The sequence below is a fragment of the Xanthomonas sp. NCPPB 3569 genome (assembly GCF_041475645.2).
GTDB classification, from domain to species: Bacteria; Pseudomonadota; Gammaproteobacteria; order Xanthomonadales; family Xanthomonadaceae; genus Xanthomonas; species Xanthomonas phaseoli.
On record NZ_CM192969.1, the window covers coordinates 1,593,769 to 1,611,307 of the forward strand.

The following is a 17,539-nucleotide window of genomic DNA, read 5'->3' on the forward strand; positions in this document are numbered from 1 at the left end:
AAGCTCCTAACACGAAAAATTACGCGAAAAATTCAGTCGTCGACTTCGACGCCGGCATCGGCCAGTTCGAAGACTTTGAGGCGGCCACGCAAACGCACCACCGCCTGGCCGTGGATCTGGCACACGCGCGATTCGCTGACGCCGAGCACGGCGCCGATTTCCTTCAGGTTCAATTCCTGCTCGTAATACAACGACAGCACCAGCTGCTCGCGCTCGGGCAACTGGCCGATGGCCTTGCCCAGCTCGCGGCCGAATTCGCCACGCTCCATCATTTGCTGCGGATTGGGGCCACCCTTGGCGGTGGTGTCCAGCTCGCCGTGATCTTCGATGCGCGATTCCAGGCTCAGCACCTGGCCACGTGCGGCATCTTCCATCAGGCGCAGGTAATCGGGCAGCGGCATTTCCATGGCGGCGGCCACTTCGGTGGCGGCGGCGGCGCGGCCGGTGTTCTGTTCGATCTTGCGCACGGCGGCGGCGGCATCGCGGGCGCGGCGGTGCACCGAACGCGGCACCCAGTCGCCCCTGCGAATCTCGTCGATCATCGAGCCGCGGATACGGATCGAGGCATAGGTTTCGAAGGACGCGCCCTGTTCGGAATCGTAGCTGCGCGAGGCTTCGATCAGGCCGATCATGCCGGCCTGGATCAGGTCGTCCACTTCCACGCTGGCCGGCAGGCGCGCCGCCAGATGGTGGGCGATGCGGCGGACCAGGTCGGCGTGCTGGGTCACCACGTCGTTGGCGTTGTTGCGCTGCACGGCGCGGTACTGCGCGCTGGCCGTGGTTGCGGTAGCGGTGCTCATGCGGCCACTCCCCGTTGGATGATGCGTTCGACAAAGAACTCGACGTTGCCGCGCGGCACGGTCGGGGCCTGCCAGCGCGAGGTACGGCGTGCGATTTCTGCGATGGCCTGCGCCGACGGACTGGCGGGGTAGGCCTTGATGACCGGTTGCTGGCGCTGCACCGACAGGCGCAGCCAGTCGTCCTGCGGCACATGGCCGAGATAGTTCAGCGAGACATCGCCGAGGAACTTCTCGCAGACGCGGGAGAGCTTGTCGTACAGCAGGCGGCCTTCGTTGGGGTCGCGCACCATGTTGGCGATGATCTGCAGGCGGTCCACGCCGCGTTCGCGCGAGAGCACCTTGATCAGCGCGTAGGCGTCGGTGATCGAGGCCGGCTCGTCGCAGACCACCACCACGGTGTCCTGGGCGGCCTGGCAGAAGGTCAGCACGCTGTCGGTGATGCCGGCGGCGGTGTCGATGACCATCACGTCCAGGTCGCGTTCCAGTTCGGAGAACACGTTGACCAGGCCGATGTGCTGGGCCGGGGCCAGTTCGGCCATGTGGCGGCGACCGGAAGCGGCCGGCACCACCAGCACGCCGCCGGGCCCTTCGATGATGACTTCATCGAGCGTGCAACGGCCGGCGATCAGGTCGGCCAGGGTGTACTTGGGCGCCAGGCCCAAGACCACGTCCAGGTTGGCCAGGCCGAGGTCGGCGTCCAGCAGCAGGGTGCGTTTGCCCATGTCGGCAAGCGCCACGGCCAGGTTGGCGGAGATGTTGGTCTTGCCCACGCCACCCTTGCCGCCGGTCACGGCAATGGTGCGCACCGGGCCCAAGGGCTCGGGACGGGTCGCCGACAGGGGGAAGGCGTTGGTCAGCTTGGCGTATTCACGCGACTGCATGGTTGTGCTCCGGAGTACAGGGCTTATCGGCAGCGCGCCGCAAATCTTCAAGGCGAAGAACGAGACTGGCGGCATTGGCGCGGTGCAGGTCGTCGGGGACCCGCTGTCCGTCAGTCACCCAGGTGATGGGCATTTGGTGGTCGACCACCACCGACAAGGCGCTGCCGGAGCGGCCGGTCTCGTCGAGTTTGGTCAGCACCACGCCTTGGGGCTTGGCGTGGGCGAAGCGGCGTACGACCTCGTCGAGGTCGGAAAAATGGGCGTTGGCAGGCAATACCAGCAGCGAGGTGACCTGCTGGGCGGCGCGCAGCCAGTTCAGCTGGGCGGCCAGGGCACGGTCGCGCTGGCCCATGCCGGCGGTGTCGATGAGCACCAGCTTGTAGTCGCGCAGGCGCTCCAGCAGCTCCAGCAGGCTTTCGGCGCTGTCGGCCTCGTGCACCGCGATGCCGAGCTGGCGGCCGTAGCTGTGCAGCTGCTCGCGGCCGCCCACGCGCTGGGTGTCGGTGGTGACCAGGGCCACGTCGCGCGGGGCGTGCTGGGCGGCAAAGCGCTGGGCGAGCTTGGCGATGGTGGTGGTCTTGCCGGCGCCGGTCGGGCCGACCAGGGCGATCACGCCGCCGCGTTCCAGCGGGTCCACCGGGGCCACCGGCAGACGCTTGGACAGCAAGCCCAGCATCAGGCCGCGGCCACGGTGCAATTCGGTATCGGCGGGGATCTGCAGGGCGATATCGCGGGTCAGGCCGGCGTCGAAACCGTAGTCGTCCATCAGTTCCAGCGCCTGGGCGCGCACCGGCGAGCCACGCAGGCGCTCGTCGGTGAGGCGGTTCATCTCGCGCTCGATCATCTGCCGCATCAGCGCCAGTTCGCCGCGCAGCTGCTTGAGTTCTTCGTCGTTCTGCGGCGCCGGCGTGGCGGCAACCGGCACGGCGGCCAGGGCCGGCGGGGCGACCGCGATCGGCGGCAGCGCGGCCGGCGGCAGGATCTGCGGCAGGGCGTCGCCCAGATCGAAGTCGGCTTCGTCGGCGAAGGCGTCGTCGTCCTGGTCCTGGGCGGCGTAGGCGGGAGCGGCAACCGTGGCCGCCATGACCGGAGCCGGCGCCTGGACCGGGGCGGCCTGCACGGCCGGGCGCTGCACCGGGGCAGTGGTCAAAAAGTCGGCGAACAGCTGTTCCGGCACGGCCGACAGCGCGTGTTCCTGGCGCGGCGCGGCGGTGACGGCAACCGCGTGGGCGAGTGCCTGGGCAGCGGGCGAAGGAATGCTGGCGGTACGCACCGGGGCGGCGACCGGCGCCTGGCGCGGCACGCTGACCGGCTGGCGCAGCGCCATGGCGGCAATCATGTCGTCGGCGGCGCTGGCGACGCGCTGGCGCTGGCTTGCCTCGGCGTCGGCAGACGGCTTGAGCAACGCGTGCACCGGAGCAGCGGGCTTGGCCGGGGCTTGCGGGGCGGCTGCCGGCTGGGCGGGAGCCTGCTGGTGCTGGGTGGAGGCCGGAGTGTCGGAGCGCGCGGTTTCCAGGGCGCGCTGCACGAGCTCTTCGTCGTAGTTGCTGGCAGCGACGATCTCGATGCCTTCGGCGGTGCGACGGTTGGACAGGATCACCGCGTCCGGGCCATGTTCTTCACGCACCATGCGGAATGCGGTGCGCATGTCCGGGGCGACAAAGCGTTTGATTTTCATGCGAAGTGCCTCCAGGAACGGGACCCGCCGGACGCCGGACGGGTGTGCGATGAATGTGGGTGTGTTGCCAGCGTCATGAGTTGCCTGTCCCGTTTGTGTTCCAAGTCCTGCCATCCGCCCCGCAGCGGTGGTGCTGGCTGCGGTCTCGCCAGAGCTAATGCATGCGGTGTGCCAAAACCGCAGTGCTGGATTTCTGGCGCTCGATCAGGAGGGTTGCGCGTGCGGCGGCTGCCCTTGTTGCCCCCATCCGCCCTTTGGGCACCTTCCCCCGCAGGCGGGGAAGGGAGGGGGTGGTGCAACGCCGCTGCAGCGCTGGCAACCCGTTGCCTTCTCCCGCAGGCGGGAGAAGGTGGCGCGCAGCGCCGGATGAGGGCGGTTGGTGCGGTGAGAGTCACACCTGCGGGAGCATCGCGAGACGGCAGCCCCCCATCTGCCCTTCGGGCACCTTCCCCCGCAGGCGGGGGAAGGGAGGGGTCGGTGCAACGCCGCTGCAGCGCTGGCAACCCGTTGCCTTCTCCCGCAGGCGGGAGAAGGTGGCGCGCAGCGCCGGATGAGGCGGTTGGTGCCGTGAGAGTCACACTTGCGGGAACATCGCGAGACGGCTGCCCCCCATCCGCCCTTCGGGCACCTTCCCACGCAGGCGGGGGATGGGAGGGTTGGTGCAACGCCGCTGCAGCGCTGGCAACCCGTTGCCTTCTCGCGCGGGCGGGAGAAGGTGGCGCGCAGCGCCGGATGAGGCGGTTGGTGCCGTGAGAGTCACACCTGCGGGAACATCGCGAGACGGCAGCCCCCCATCCGCCCTTCGGGCACCGTCCCCCGCAGGCGGGGGAAGGGAGGGGTTGGTGCAACGCCGCTGCAGCGCTGGCAACCCGTTGCCTTCTCCCGCAGGCGGGAGAAGGTGGCGCGCAGCGCCGGATGAGGGGCGCTAGTCTTTAGCTGATCGTGCCGACCAGCTTCAGGCGCTTGTCTTCCGGCACTTCGCTATAGGCCAGCACCGACAGGCTGGGCACGCTGTGGCGCACCAGGCGGGCCAGTGCGGCGCGCACCTGGCCGGGCACCAGCACCACCGCCGGTTCGTTGCGGGCTTCCTGCTTGCCCACGCAATCGGCCAGGCTTTGGTGCAGGCGTTCGGCCAGCCCGGGTTCCAGCGCCACGCCGTTGCCGTGGGTGGATTCCTGCAGCACGCGCTCCAGCTGCGGGGCCAGGGTGAACACCGGCAGCTCGGCCGACATGCCGGCGATTTCCTGCACGATGAAGCGGCCCAGCGAGGTACGCACCGCGGCGGTGAGGGTGGCCGGGTCCTGGCTATGCGGAGCGTGTTCGACCAGCGCCTCGACGATCTTGCGCAGCTGCCGCACCGGGATCTTCTCGATCAGCAGGTTCTGCAGCACGCGCACCACCACCGACAGCGGCAGCGCCTTCGGAGTGAGGTCTTCGACCATCTTCGGCGCGGTCTTGGCCAGGGTCGCCAGCAACTGCTGGACCTCCTCGTGACCGAGCAGTTCGGGGGCATGTTCGCGGATCAGGTGCGACAGGTGGGTGGCGACCACGGTCGCCGGGTCGACCACGGTGTAGCCCATCGATTCGGCATAGGCGCGCTGGTGCGGCTGGATCCAGGTGGCATCCAGGCCGAATGCCGGGTCCTTGCCGGGGATGCCGTCGAGCTGGCCGAGCGCACCGCCCGGGTCCAGCGCCAGTTCGCGGTCGGAATAGATTTCTGCGGTGGCCACCGGCACGCCATGCACCAGCAGCCGGTAGGCATTGGCCGATAGCTCCAGGTTGTCGCGGATATGCACCGGCGGCACCAGGAACCCGATGTCCTGGGTGAGCTTGCGGCGCACGCCCTTGATGCGCGCCATCAGTTCGCCGCCCTGGTTCTTGTCCACCAGCGGGATCAGCCGGTAGCCCACCTCCAGGCCCAGCGGGTCGATCGGGCGCAGCTCGTCCCAGCTCAGTTCAGCGCTGGCCTGTGCGGCGGTCGCAGCGGCCGCCGCCTGCGGATCGGCCGCCGGATCGCCGGAGGCCGGTTTTGCCAGGCTGCGCTTGTATAGCTTCCAGGCGATCACGCCCAGGATCAGGCCCAGCGTCAAAAACGCGACGTTCGGCATGCCCGGCACCAGGCCGACCAGGCCGAGGATGGCCGCAGCCACCGCCAAGGCGCGGTGCTGGCCGAACACCTGGCTGACCATGGCCCCGCGCATGTCCTGTGCACGCGAGGCGCGGGTCACCAGCAAGGCGACCGAAGAAGAGACCAGCAGGGCCGGCAGCTGCGCCACCAGGCCGTCGCCGATGGACAGCAGGGTGTACGTGGAGGCGGCATCCATGAAGCTCATGCCGTGCTGGAGCATGCCCACCGCCATGCCGCCGATGAGGTTGATGAACAGGATCAGGATGGCGGCGATGGCGTCGCCGCGGATGAACTTGTTGGCACCGTCCATCGCGCCGTAGAAGTCGGCTTCCTCGCGCACTTCCTCGCGGCGGGCCTTGGCCTCCTCGCGCGTCAGCAAACCGGCGTTGAGGTCGGCGTCGATGGCCATCTGCTTGCCGGGCATGGCGTCCAGGATGAAGCGCGCGGTCACTTCCGACACGCGCCCGGCACCCTTGGTGATGACCACGAAGTTGATGATGGTCAGGATCGCGAACACCACGATACCCACGGCGTAGTTGCCGCCGATCACGAACTGGCCGAAGGCCTCGATGACCTTGCCGGCTGCGGCATGGCCGTCCTGGCCGTTGATCAGGATCACGCGGCTGGAGGCGACGTTCAGCGCCAGCCGCAGCATCGTGGTCATCAACAGCACGATCGGGAAAATGGTGAATTCCAGCGGGCGCTGCACGTACACCACCGCCAGCAGCACCATCAGCGAGATGGCGATGTTGAAGGTGAACAGCGCATCCAGCACCGGTGCGGCCAGCGGCACCATCAGCATGGCCAGCATGGCCATCAACGCCAGCGGGGCGCCCAGGCCGTTGCGCAGCAACTCCATGACGCGGCGGGCGTTCATCGGGGCGGGGCGGGCGCTCATGCGCTGGCTCCCTTGCCGAACTCATCCACCTCAAGCGACGGCAGTTCCGGCATCGGGCCGCCGTTCCAGCCTCGCAGCTGGTAGACGTAGGAGAGCACCTGGGCCACGACCGAATAAAGTCTCACGGGAATTTCCTTGCCGATTTGGGCTTCCCTATGCAAGGCGCGTGCCAAAGGCGGCGCAGTGACGATCGCCACCCGGTGCTGCTCGCCGGCTTCGCGGATGCGGAAGGCCATTTCGTCCACCCCCTTCGCCACCACGATCGGGGCGCGCATCTTGCCGCCTTCGTACTTGAGCGCCACCGCGTAGTGGGTCGGATTCATCAGCACCACGTCGGCCTTGGGCACCGCTTCCATCATCTGGCGCTGCGACATCTGCATCTGCATCTGGCGGATGCGGCCCTTCACTTCCGGGCTGCCCTCGCTTTCCTTCATCTCGCGCTTGATCTCTTCGCGCGTCATCTTCAGCTTCCGCAGCCAGTTCCACTTCTGGTACGGCGCGTCGATGGCGGCCAGCAGCACCAGGGCGCCGGCGGTGTAGAACAGCAGGCTCTTGGTGAAGTCCAGCCCGTTGCCGATGGCCTGTTCCAGCGGCTGGTTCACCAGCGAGCGCAGGCCGTGCAGGCCCTTGGAGATGCAGAAGCTGGCGGCCAGCCCGACAAACAGCAGGCGCAGCACCGACTTGATCAGCTCGGCCAGGCTGTTGCTGCCCCACATGCGCTTGATCCCGTTGGCCGGGTTGAGCTTGCTGAGGTCGGGCATGATCGCTTTGCCGGAAAAGCGCAGGCCGCTCATCATCAGCGGGCCAGCCAGCCCGGCAGCCAGGCAGATGCCGATCAGCGGCAGCATCACCCACAGCAACTGCAGCAGCAGATCGCCGAAATGGCCGAACAGCGCCATCGGGTTCTCGCGCATCTTCGGGTCCGGGCTGAGCGCGGTCTTCATCCACACCGCAGCGCCATCGCCGATGCCACGGGCCAGCACCATCAGCGCAAACACGCCGGCACCGAACACCGCCGCGGTCGACAACTCGCGCGACTGCGGGATGTTGCCCTGCTCACGGGCCTCGCGCAGGCGTTTTTCGGTGGGAAGCTCTGTACGCTCGCCGCCGTCTTCGGACTCGGACATGGAGGTGCCGGTGGGGGATTAGCCTGACTTCTGCAAGCGGCGTGCCAGGTTCGGGAATCGGGAATCGGGAATCGGGAATCGGGAATCGGGAATCGGGAATCGGGAATCGGGAATCGGGAATCGGGAATCGGGAATCGGGAATCGGGAATCGGGAATCGGGAATCGGGAATCGGGAATCGGGAATCGGGAATTGGGAATTGGGATTCGGGATTCGGGATTCGGGATTCGGGATTCGGGAATCGGGAATCGGGAATCGGGAATCGGGAATCGGGAATCGGGATTCGGGATTCGGAAGAGCGTGGCCGCGGGCTGGACCGCCCGCGCCGGAGCTGGGGCGATTCCGCGGCAGTTCGGCCTGGTGCTCGGCTTGGCCGCGGGCGTTGAGCGGTTGGGTGGGCGTTCTGAGCCGTGTGTTGCTCAGCTGGCCAGGCGGCGTGGGCCGTCGCGCTCGGCGACCACGGTGGCGATGAAGCGTTCGGCGTCCATTGGGCGGCCCAGCAGATAGCCTTGCAGCTGGTCGCAGCCCAGCCGTTCCAGGGTGTTGCGCTGGGCGAGGGTTTCCACGCCTTCGGCCACCACTTGCAGGCGCATGGTGTGCGCCAGCGCCACCACGGCCGCCACGATGGCGATGTCTTCGGCGCTGCCGTCCATGGCCTGGACGAAGCTGCGGTCGATCTTGAGCTCGTGCGCCGGCAGCTTGCGCAGGTACAGCAGGTTGGAATAACCGGTGCCGAAGTCGTCGATGGCGATGCGCACGCCCAGCGCGTTGAGCTGGCCCAGGGTGCGCAGGCAGGCCTCGGCGTCGCGCATGGCCATGGTTTCGGTGATTTCCAGGGTGAGCTGGCCAGGGGCCAGCGCGTATTCGCTCAGCGTGGTGGCCACTTCGTCCAGCAGGCTCGGCGAGGCCAGCTGGAGGGCCGACAGGTTGACCGCCACCCGCCAGTCGCCGTGCCCGGCCTGCCGCCAGTCGCGCATCTGGCGGCAGGCCTGCCGCAGCACCCAGCTGCCGAGCAGGCCGATCATGCCGCTGCGTTCGGCCAGCGGAATGAAGCTGTCCGGCGGCACCAGGCCGCGTTCCGGGTGCTGCCAGCGGATCAGCGCTTCGGCGCCGATCGGGCGGCCGTCCTCGGCGCAGTACTTGGGCTGGTAATGCAGCACGAACTGCCCCAGTTCCAGCGCGCGCGGCAGTTCCTGCAGCAGCTGCAGGCGGTCGCGGGTGGTGGCCGTCATCGAGCGTTCGAAAAAGCTGTAGCGGTTGCGGCCGGCATGTTTGGCATGGGTCATTGCCGCATCGGCATGCGTCAGCAGCTGGTGCTCGCTACCGGCGTCTTCCGGGTACAGCGCAATGCCGATGCTGCTGCTCAGGCGCAGTTCGTGGTTGGCCACCAGGAACGGCACCGCCAGCGCCTGCACCAGATGCGCGGCCAGCGCAGCGGCGTCTTCCGGGTCGGCAATGTCGGCCACCAGCACGAATTCGTCTGCGCCCAGCCGCGCCAGGCTGCCATGCGCGCGTTGGTGCGCGTTCAAACGCTCGGCCACCACCACCAGCAGGCGGTCGCCCAACACATGACCATAGCCGTCGTTGATCACCTTGAAGCCGTCCAGGTTGATCAGCAAGACCGCAAAGCGCTGCCCCTGGCGCTGGGCGCGCTCGATGTTCTGCACGAGATGCTCGTGCAGCAGGATGCGGTTGGGCAGCCGGGTGAGTGGGTCGTGCAGCGTCGCCAGTGCCAGTTCGGCATTGGCCTTGGCCAGCGATTGCGCCAGCACATCGGTGCGCTGCTGAAAGCGGCGCGACAGCAACGAAATGACCAGCGCCAGCATCAGCAGGACCAAGGTCACCAGCACCACCACCGCCGTCAGCCACGACAACGGCAGATGCATCTCGGCAACCGCGCCGCACACGCTGCCGGGCGCGAACTGGGCGGCGGCCATGCCGGTGTAGTGCATGCCCACGATCGCCACGCCCATGATCGAGGCGGCGATCAGGCGCAGGCTGGAGCGCTGCCCATCGTGGCGCAGCCGGAACGCGATCCACAACGCGGCGGCAGAGGCGCCGACGGCGATGGCGATCGACAGCCCGAACAGCAGCGGGTCATAGCGAATGGCCGGCACCATGCGCAGTGCATCCATGCCCATGTAATGCATCAGCGCGATGCCAAGCCCCATCAACAGCGCACCCAGGCCCAACCGGAGCAACGGCAGGTCCGTGCGCGAGGCCAGCCAGAGCGCCAGCGCCGAGGTTAGGATCGCCGCCAGCATCGAATAACACGTCAGCGCCAGGTCGTAGCCCAGCGGAATCGGCAGGCGGAACGCCAGCATGCCGACGAAGTGCATGGACCAGATGCCGATGCCCATGGCAATGGCGCCGCCCACCAGCCACGCGGCCGCGATGCCGCCGCGACTGGCAGTGGTACGTGCAGCCAGATACAGCGCGGTGTAGGAAGCCAGCACGGCCACTACCAGCGACAGCATCACCATGCCAGGGTTGTAGGTTCCGACCACCTATCCAGTTCCCACGTCGAAAGACGCGTTGCCCAAGACCTGGCGACCCCTTGCGCGACTTCTTGAGCGCGGGAAGCGGCCAATGCCATCAACCCCGCGTTGCCGCCACAGACGGCACGCTTCAAGGTCCTGCGGCCGCCCGCGTACGCAGTCGGCGTACGCAATCACGGCATGTTCGCCCACATCGACTGCCGGCGCGCCGAGGCCTGCCAACGAGACGCGTGCGCTTCCTTCCTGCGCGCGCCGGCATGGCCTGGCCGCCGGCGCGGCTCATGCCACCGAACTTTCCGGTTCCTCCGGCTCGATGCGGTTACGGCCGGAGCGCTTGGCCCGATACAGCGCTTCGTCCGCACGCGCCAGCAGCGAGGCGGCGGTGTCGCCGACGCGGAACCAGGACACGCCCACCGAACAGGTCACCTGCAGCGGGCGTGCGGCACCCACCTCGTACGGAGCAAGACTGAGCGCTTCGTGGATGGCGCGCAGCCGGTGCTGGCTCTGTTGGCTCATGCCTGGCAGCAACAGCAGCAATTCTTCGCCGCCGTAGCGGCCCACCTTGTCCGAATCGCGCAGGCAGGCCGTCAGCCGCGCGCCCACCTTGGCCAGCACCGCATCGCCGACCAGATGCCCATGTTCGTCGTTGACCTGTTTGAAGTGGTCCAGATCGATCAACACCACCGCCAGCGGATGCTCGCCGTGCGCGCAGCCCTGCAGTTCTTCGGCCATCGCTTCCAGGATGCCGGAGCGATTGAGCAGGCCGGTCAGTGCGTCGTGGCTGGCCTTCAAGGCCAGCGCCGCACGCGCGTTTTCCAGTTCGCGTTTTTCGCGCTCCAGTTGGTAAGTGCGCTCGGATACCAATTCGGCCAGCATGCGTTCGCGCGCCACCAGATGGCGGTGCCGCCAGCGCCACAGGCCGATCAGCAGGCCGCCGCCGATCAACACATACAGCGCAATCGCCGGCGGGCTGCGCCACCACAGTGGCGCGACCGCGAAGGGCAGGTCGGCGATCGGCGAAGCGGTGCGACGGTAGCGGTCCAGCACCTGTACCTGCAGACGGAAATGCCCGGAGGGCAGCGGCGGCTGGTCGATGGACAGGTTGTCGCTCTGGATCCACTGGTCGTGCAGGCCGAGCAGGCGATAACGCACCGTCAGGCGGCTGGGGTCGTCGTAGACCTCCATCGTCGACAGCTCGATGTGCAAGGGCTTGTCGCTCCAGCCCAGCAGCTGCCCCCGCTGCACCGGCATGCCGCCGCGGCTGACGCTGTCGATGCGCACGCTGGGCTGGCGTTCGTCGAACAGGCGCGCCGGGTCGCTCACGTGGCTCACGCCGCGTGCGGTGCCGATCCACACCGAACCATCCGGATCTTCGGCAAACGCAGCCTCGGAAACGTCATCCCAGATCAGCCCCTGCGACTGCGACAGATGCGCCCAGCGCTCGCCGTCGTAAACCTCGACGCCGCGTGCATGGCCGACCCAGACCCGGCCGACGCTATCACCGCGCAGCAGGTACACGCCGACATCGCGCAGCGCCTCGTCGCTGATTTCCTGCAGGTCCAGGCCGTCGTGCAACAACATGCCGTGCCACAGGCCGGGGCGATAGAACGCCAGCCATACCTCACCGCTGTCGCTGATGTGGAACTTGGCGATCCATGGCTCCGGCGTGCCGCCGTTGACCTTGACCTTGACCTTGGACCACCGCCCATCGCGCAGCCGGAACAAGCCGTTGGAGCTGGAAACCCACAGCGTGCCGTCGGCGGTTTGCTGGATGTCGGTGTAGGCGATGGCGGGCACGTCGGCCACCTCCTGCAGGCTGCCGCCGTCGAGCGGGTGTTCGATCACGAACAAGCCGCCGGCGCTGAGCATCCACAGCCGGCCCTGGCGGTCGATCAGCAGGCGACGCGCAGTGCGCGGCAGCTTGGCGATCTGCGCGCTGTGCCCGTCCGGCCAGGTGCGGCGCAGGAAACCGGCCGAATTCAGCGTCCACAGGGTGCCGTCTGCGCTGCGCTGCATGCCCACGACCTGGATCCCGGCGCTGTGCAGGGCCGGGACGAAGCGCTCGCCCGGGTCGGCCTGGCGGCCGATGCCGTGCTCGTTGCCGACCAGCAGCGCGCCTTGCGCGTCGCGGGCGATCGACCAGGTCGGCGCGGCCGGCATGCCTTGCGAAGCGTCCCAGTTTTCGATCCATTCGTAGCCGGCCCAGCGCACCAGCCCTTCGCCGTCGACGGTCATCCATACATCGCCGTCGCGATCCACCAAGATCGCATCGCTGCTGCCGGGCGGTAGCCCATTGTCCGCGCCGAAAGTGCGCCAGTGGCCGTTTTCCCAACGCGCCAGTCCGTCGTTACGACGCACCAGCACGCGTCCTTCGCGGTCCATCACCAGCGATGCCGGCCGCCCGACCGTGCTGCCATCCAGCAGCGGCAGCGAGCGAACACTGAAGGCGGTCGTCCCGCGCGCGCGATAGAGCAGGGTGCCCGCACCGCGCACCCACAGCCCGCCATCGTGGTCACGCAACACGCTGTACCACCGGTCGTCCGGCACCCCGTGTTCGGGCCCGAACACCTGCACCTTGCGCTGCGCATCGATGGCGCACAGCTTGCGCGCGCAGCCCACCCACAGCGTGTCGCCGTCCACCGACAGGCTCAGCGACTTGGACAACTCCGGAACGCGGACCCGGGTTGCGGTGTCCAGCAATGGTTCGCTGTGCCAGCGATCGTTGGCGCGGACCTGCAGGATTTCCAGCGTGCCGCCATTGGCCAGCACCGTGCCCCAGGGCAGGCTGGCCAGTTGCATCTGGTCCCCCAGGTGCTCGGCTTCATCCGGCTGCAGTTTGCGGAAGCCGCGCTCGTCGCCGACGAACAAGGCCTGGAAGCCGGCCACCCATAACCGCCCATCGGCGGTTTCGGTGATCGAGGTGGTGGGCTCGTTGCGCAGGCCATCCAGCGGAACCTGTTGGAAGATGCGCCCGTTGTAGCGATACAGCCCGCTCTCGGTGCACACCCACAGCAAGGTGGCGCGGGTCTGCAGCAGGCAGGTACCGGCAAGCCCGAGCAGGCCCTGGTCGTGGGCATAGCGGCGGATGCTGGCGCTTTGCGCACCGGCCAGGTCGGCCAATGACAGCAACGCCAACAGCACCACCACGGCAAACGGTGCACGCCGGTGCGACGACCTCCATTGGCGGTGCTCAAACCCCATGGACGTTGCAGTCTCCCACGCATCGGCAATGCGGTCCGCGCCCCTCGCGCGGTGTCTCAGGCTTGCCTTGGCAGCCCCCCGTCGCAGGCCGCGTTGGAACAACTAGCGGCTGCCAACGCGTAATCCTTTAATGCTTGAGCGAGCACGACGGCGTGAGGAACTGGCGAACGCGGGCGTTTGCGGGCGCGTTGTAGGGCACCGGTCACACGCTTGCGCAAGCGCGATGCACCTGTCATCGCTGCCGAACTTTCCACAGCGCGGTAGTTGGCCGGCGCAGGCGAGCGCTTGACCAGGCGCCGCAATCGATTGTCGGCGCATGTGCGCCTTCAGTGTGCGGGTCGAACGGTGCAACGCGCAGCAAGCTCGCCGGCGCTGCGGTCACACCTGATCGAACGTATCCAGCGGCACGTGGTCGTAATCGACACGATTGCGGCCACTGCGCTTGGCCCTGTACAGCGCTGCGTCGGCGCGTGCCAGCAATTGCTCGAGCGTCTCGCCACGCTGGAACCAGGCCACGCCGACCGAACAGGTGACATGCAGCCAGCCGCCATCGATGGGGTAGTCGCCGCAGATGCCGCGGTGCAGGGCGTCCAGCCGATGGGTGGCATCCAGGTTCAGGCCTGGCAGCAGCGCCAGCAATTCTTCGCCGCCGTAACGGCCGATGCGGTCGTCGCCGCGCATCAGCGTGTCCATGCGGCGGCCGACCCCGGCCAGGACGGCGTCGCCGGCCAGATGGCCGTGCTGGTCGTTTACCAGTTTGAAGTGGTCCAGATCGATCAGCACCACCGCCAGCGGACGCCCGGTCTGTTCGGCATGCAGCAGCATCTCGCGCAACGCGGCCAGGATGCCGGCGCGATTGAGCAAGCCGGTGAGTTCGTCGTGGGTGGCCTTGAGCGAGAGTTCGGCGCGCGCCGCTTCCAGGTCGCGCTTGTCCTGTTCCAGCTCGGCGGTGCGCTTGGCCACCAGCTGCTCCAGTTCACGCTTGCGTCGCAGCAGTTTGGCGGTGCGCCAACGCAGCAGCGCGATCACTGCCGCGATGCTCAGCAGCACGTACCCGACCATGGCCGGAACGCCCCGCCACCACGGTGGCACCAGCTCGAATCCGAAGCGGGTGATCGGGCTGCTGCTGCGCTGGTAGGCATCCAGTGCCTGCACTTCCAGCGTGTAACTGCCTGGCGGCAGCAGCGGGTAGGTCAGGTGGCTGAGCGAGGTGCTGGTCCAGCTGGCCTGATGGCCTTCGACCCGGTAACGGAAGCTGACGCGGTCCGGGCCACCCTCCGCTCCCGGGGTGCTGATGTCCACATCCAGCGGCACCTGCGACCACGCCACCCGGGCTTGCGGCAACAGCGGCTGGTCGCCGCGGCGCACATGCAAGATAGCCACCCGCAGCGGCGGTGCGGCGAACAGGCGCATCGGATCCAGCAGGTGGGTCAGGCCACGGCTGCTGCCGAGCCAGACGCTGCCATCGGTATCTTCGAAAAACGCATTGGCCGACATGTCGTCCCACAACAGCCCTTCGGTGCGCGTGGCCCGCGACCAACGACCGTTCTGGTACACATCCAGGCCCTGGCTGCTGCCCAGCCACAGCCGGCCCTTGCTGTCGTGGCGCAGGATGAAGGGCATCACCCGTGCCACCAGCGGGTCGTCCACCGCGGCAAGCGTCAGCACGCCGTCGGCCTGCAGCCGGCCATGCCACAGCCCGGTGTCGCGCAGCGACAGCCAGACCTCGCCATCGGCGCTGAAATCGAGCAGGAAGAAATCCTGGCTAGGCAGGTCGCCGCGCACCTGCACCCGCTGCCAGTGGCCGTCTTTTGACTGCAGGAACAGGCCTTCGCGCGTGCTGGCCCACAGCCGTCCCTGCGGATCCAGGTCGACATCGCCCACGAAGGCAGCCGGCAGCGCCATTTCGCGCTCGGCTCGCAGCGGGGTGCCGCGCCTTACGCGGTACAGCCCACGCGGGGTGGTGATCCACAAGGTGCCGGCCGTGTCGAACATCAGCCGGTTGATCGGCAGGTCGAGCTGCAGCACATCGGTGGTCTTGCCGCTGCGCGGGTCGCGCCGCGCCACGGCCCCGGACGAACGCGCCACCCAGGCCGCACCATCGTCCGGCGACAGTGCAATGGAAATGGACTGCAGCAGGGGTTGGCCGTTCTCCAGCGTCCACGGCTGCATGCGCCCGCTCCGCGGATCGAGCACATTGGATCCCGCATCGCCACCGACCAACAGCTCACCGCTGGGCAGTCGCTGGCTGACCCAGGTCGGCGCTTCGGCCAGCCCCTGGCTTTCGTCCCAGTGTTCGATGGTGCCGTAGCCCAGCCAGCGCTGCACACCCAGGCCGCGCGTGCCGATCCACAGGTGGCCGATGCTCTGCATCATCAACGGGCCGACCATGGGGCTGATCTGCAGCCCCTGGCTTTGGCCGAAGTAGCGCCAGTGGTCACCTTCCCAGCGCACCAGGCCGCGGTCCGAGCGCGTCAGCAGGCGGCCTTGCGCATCTTCCGACAGCGTGGTGGCACCGGAGAGGGTGTTGAATCGGGTGCCCGCCGGCGCCGGACGATTGCGGAACACGCGCTCGCCGGCGGCGCGTGAGAGCACCAGCCCGCCCCCACGCAACCACAAGGTGCCCAGGTGATCGCGAAAGATCGCGCGCCATTGCCGTTCGGGCACGCCATCGTCCTCGGACAGCAGGGTGATCTTGCCGCCGGCATCGATCCGGCAGACGTGCTGGCCGCAACTGGCCCATAACGCGGTTCCATCGGCCAGCAAGGCCCTGCCGGCCGGCAAGAGGCGTCCATCGTCCAGCTGCAAGGGCAGGGGGTGGACCGACCAGCCGCCGGCGGCACCGGGCGACACCCTTAGCAGGCTGTTTTCGCTGACTACCACCACGCCATCGGCGTAGGCGGCAACGACATTGCCGCTGTCGGCGCGGATCGGTTTGCCATCGCGCAGCACCTGCACGAAGTCGTTGCCCTCGCGCACGAACAGGCCATTGGCGCTGGATACCCACAGACGGCCGGCCGCATCCAGCCCGAGCGCGCGGATATAGCGCGCATCCAGCCCGCTCTCCTTGCCGACCGGGGTGAAGCGTTCGCGTTCGAAACGGTGCAGCGCCAGCTCGGTGCCGACCCAGACCACGCCCTGGCGGTCTTCGAGCAGGCTGTTGACGGTCATGCCCTGCAGGCCATCGGCCTGGGCGTAATCGCGGAAGCTGTAGGTTTGCGCCCAACTTGGGCCGCAGGCCAGCACCGCTGCCAGCAACAGCCACGCCGTTGCACGCAGGCGAGCGCGTTGCAATCGCATCGGGGCCAACAGCGCAGGCACAGTAAGCATCGATTCCCGTGGGTGGGTCAGTGTTGGACGACGGTACGCAGCGTCAATCGTGTAGGGGCGTTGACGGCTGCGCGGCCAGAAACTTGAGGCGTGTCACGGTTTGGCAGGGTGCGGGGATGGGGCCGCCACGTCGAAGCGGCGTCGGCGCGGGTGAGCCGGCCACCTGCCTTGCTTGCTGTGGTCGGCGGTTGTCTAGTGTGGATCAGGCCGTCAGCTCCCTGGCGGCATCGAAGGCGGTATCGAACATGCGTTGCACCGGCGGGGCGAATTCGCTGGCGAAACTCGACAGCAGGAACAGCCCCAGCAGCACCGTCAGCGGCAGGCCCAGTTGCATGGGATTCAATGCCGGGGCCGCCTTGGCCAGCGCGCCGAAAGCCAGGTTGACCGCCAGCATCGCCACCATCATCGGCAAGGCCAGGGTCAGCCCGCCGCGCAGGATCTGCAGGAACAGGGTGGGCGCCACTTCGGCGAATGCGCCGGCATCGGGCAACGCGGTCCCGATCGGCAACGCCTTGTAGCTGTCCACCAGCAATGCGATCACCGCCAGATGCCCGTTGGCCGCAAAGAACAGCAGCCCGAAGCCGAGATAGAACCACTGGGCGATCACCCCCGAGGTCACGCCGCGCATCGGGTCGGACATCTGCGCGAACGACAGGCCGGTGGACTGCGAGACCAGTTCGCCGGCCAATGCGCCGGCTTCGAAAATGAGCTTCAGCATGAAGCCCATGCTGGCCCCGACTGCCAGTTCGCGCGCAATGCTCAGCACTGCCTGGGCGGTAAAGCCGTCCCACTCCGGCACCGGCGGCAGGATCGGTGCCAACACCATCGCCAGCGTCCCGGCCAGCATCACCCGCACCCGTCCGGGCACCGCCCGCGTGCCGATCAACGGCATGGCGGTCAGCAACGCACCGGTGCGCAACATGGTCCACATGATCGCCCCGACCATCGCGAACGCGCGCTGGCCATCGATCACCATCTGGGTGGCGGAATCCATCCGGTC

At 68.0% G+C, this 17,539-nt stretch carries 9 protein-coding genes; all 9 read right to left on the bottom strand.

Annotated features, from left to right (window positions below; translation table 11 throughout):
* Positions 1-32: 32 nt before the first annotated feature.
* Positions 33-800, bottom strand: a complete 768-nt coding sequence (locus ACCQ03_RS06815) for an RNA polymerase sigma factor FliA (protein WP_008576048.1) — start codon at positions 798-800, stop codon at positions 33-35.
* The gene (locus tag ACCQ03_RS06820; protein ID WP_005918202.1) at positions 797-1,681 is read right to left on the bottom strand and encodes a MinD/ParA family protein; all 885 of its coding nucleotides are present in this window, start codon (positions 1,679-1,681) and stop codon (positions 797-799) included. The genes ACCQ03_RS06815 and ACCQ03_RS06820 overlap by 4 nt, the downstream gene beginning before the upstream one ends.
* On the bottom strand, positions 1,668-3,359 hold the full coding sequence (gene flhF, locus ACCQ03_RS06825; RefSeq protein WP_209227002.1) for a flagellar biosynthesis GTPase FlhF: 1,692 nt from the start codon (positions 3,357-3,359) through the stop codon (positions 1,668-1,670). The genes ACCQ03_RS06820 and flhF overlap by 14 nt, the downstream gene beginning before the upstream one ends.
* A 932-nt stretch (positions 3,360-4,291) precedes the next feature.
* Positions 4,292-6,364 (bottom strand): flagellar biosynthesis protein FlhA, encoded by a 2,073-nt coding sequence (flhA, locus tag ACCQ03_RS06830; RefSeq protein WP_017154938.1) that lies wholly within the window; start codon positions 6,362-6,364, stop codon positions 4,292-4,294.
* Positions 6,365-6,381: 17 nt separating this feature from the next.
* Entirely contained in the window at positions 6,382-7,512 is a 1,131-nt protein-coding gene (flhB, locus tag ACCQ03_RS06835; RefSeq protein ID WP_057680079.1) for a flagellar biosynthesis protein FlhB, read from the bottom strand.
* Positions 7,513-7,929: 417 nt separating this feature from the next.
* The gene (locus ACCQ03_RS06840) at positions 7,930-10,017 is read right to left on the bottom strand and encodes a putative bifunctional diguanylate cyclase/phosphodiesterase (RefSeq protein ID WP_209227004.1); all 2,088 of its coding nucleotides are present in this window, start codon (positions 10,015-10,017) and stop codon (positions 7,930-7,932) included.
* Positions 10,018-10,287: 270 nt separating this feature from the next.
* Positions 10,288-13,209, bottom strand: a complete 2,922-nt coding sequence (locus ACCQ03_RS06845) for a ligand-binding sensor domain-containing diguanylate cyclase (RefSeq protein WP_209227012.1) — start codon at positions 13,207-13,209, stop codon at positions 10,288-10,290.
* Between the two features lie 378 nt (positions 13,210-13,587).
* Positions 13,588-16,539, bottom strand: coding sequence for a ligand-binding sensor domain-containing diguanylate cyclase (locus ACCQ03_RS06850; protein WP_244664212.1), 2,952 nt, complete (start codon positions 16,537-16,539; stop codon positions 13,588-13,590).
* Positions 16,540-16,741: 202 nt separating this feature from the next.
* Positions 16,742-17,533, bottom strand: a complete 792-nt coding sequence (gene fliR, locus ACCQ03_RS06855) for a flagellar biosynthetic protein FliR (protein ID WP_008572484.1) — start codon at positions 17,531-17,533, stop codon at positions 16,742-16,744.
* Between the last annotated feature and the right edge of the window lie 6 nt (positions 17,534-17,539).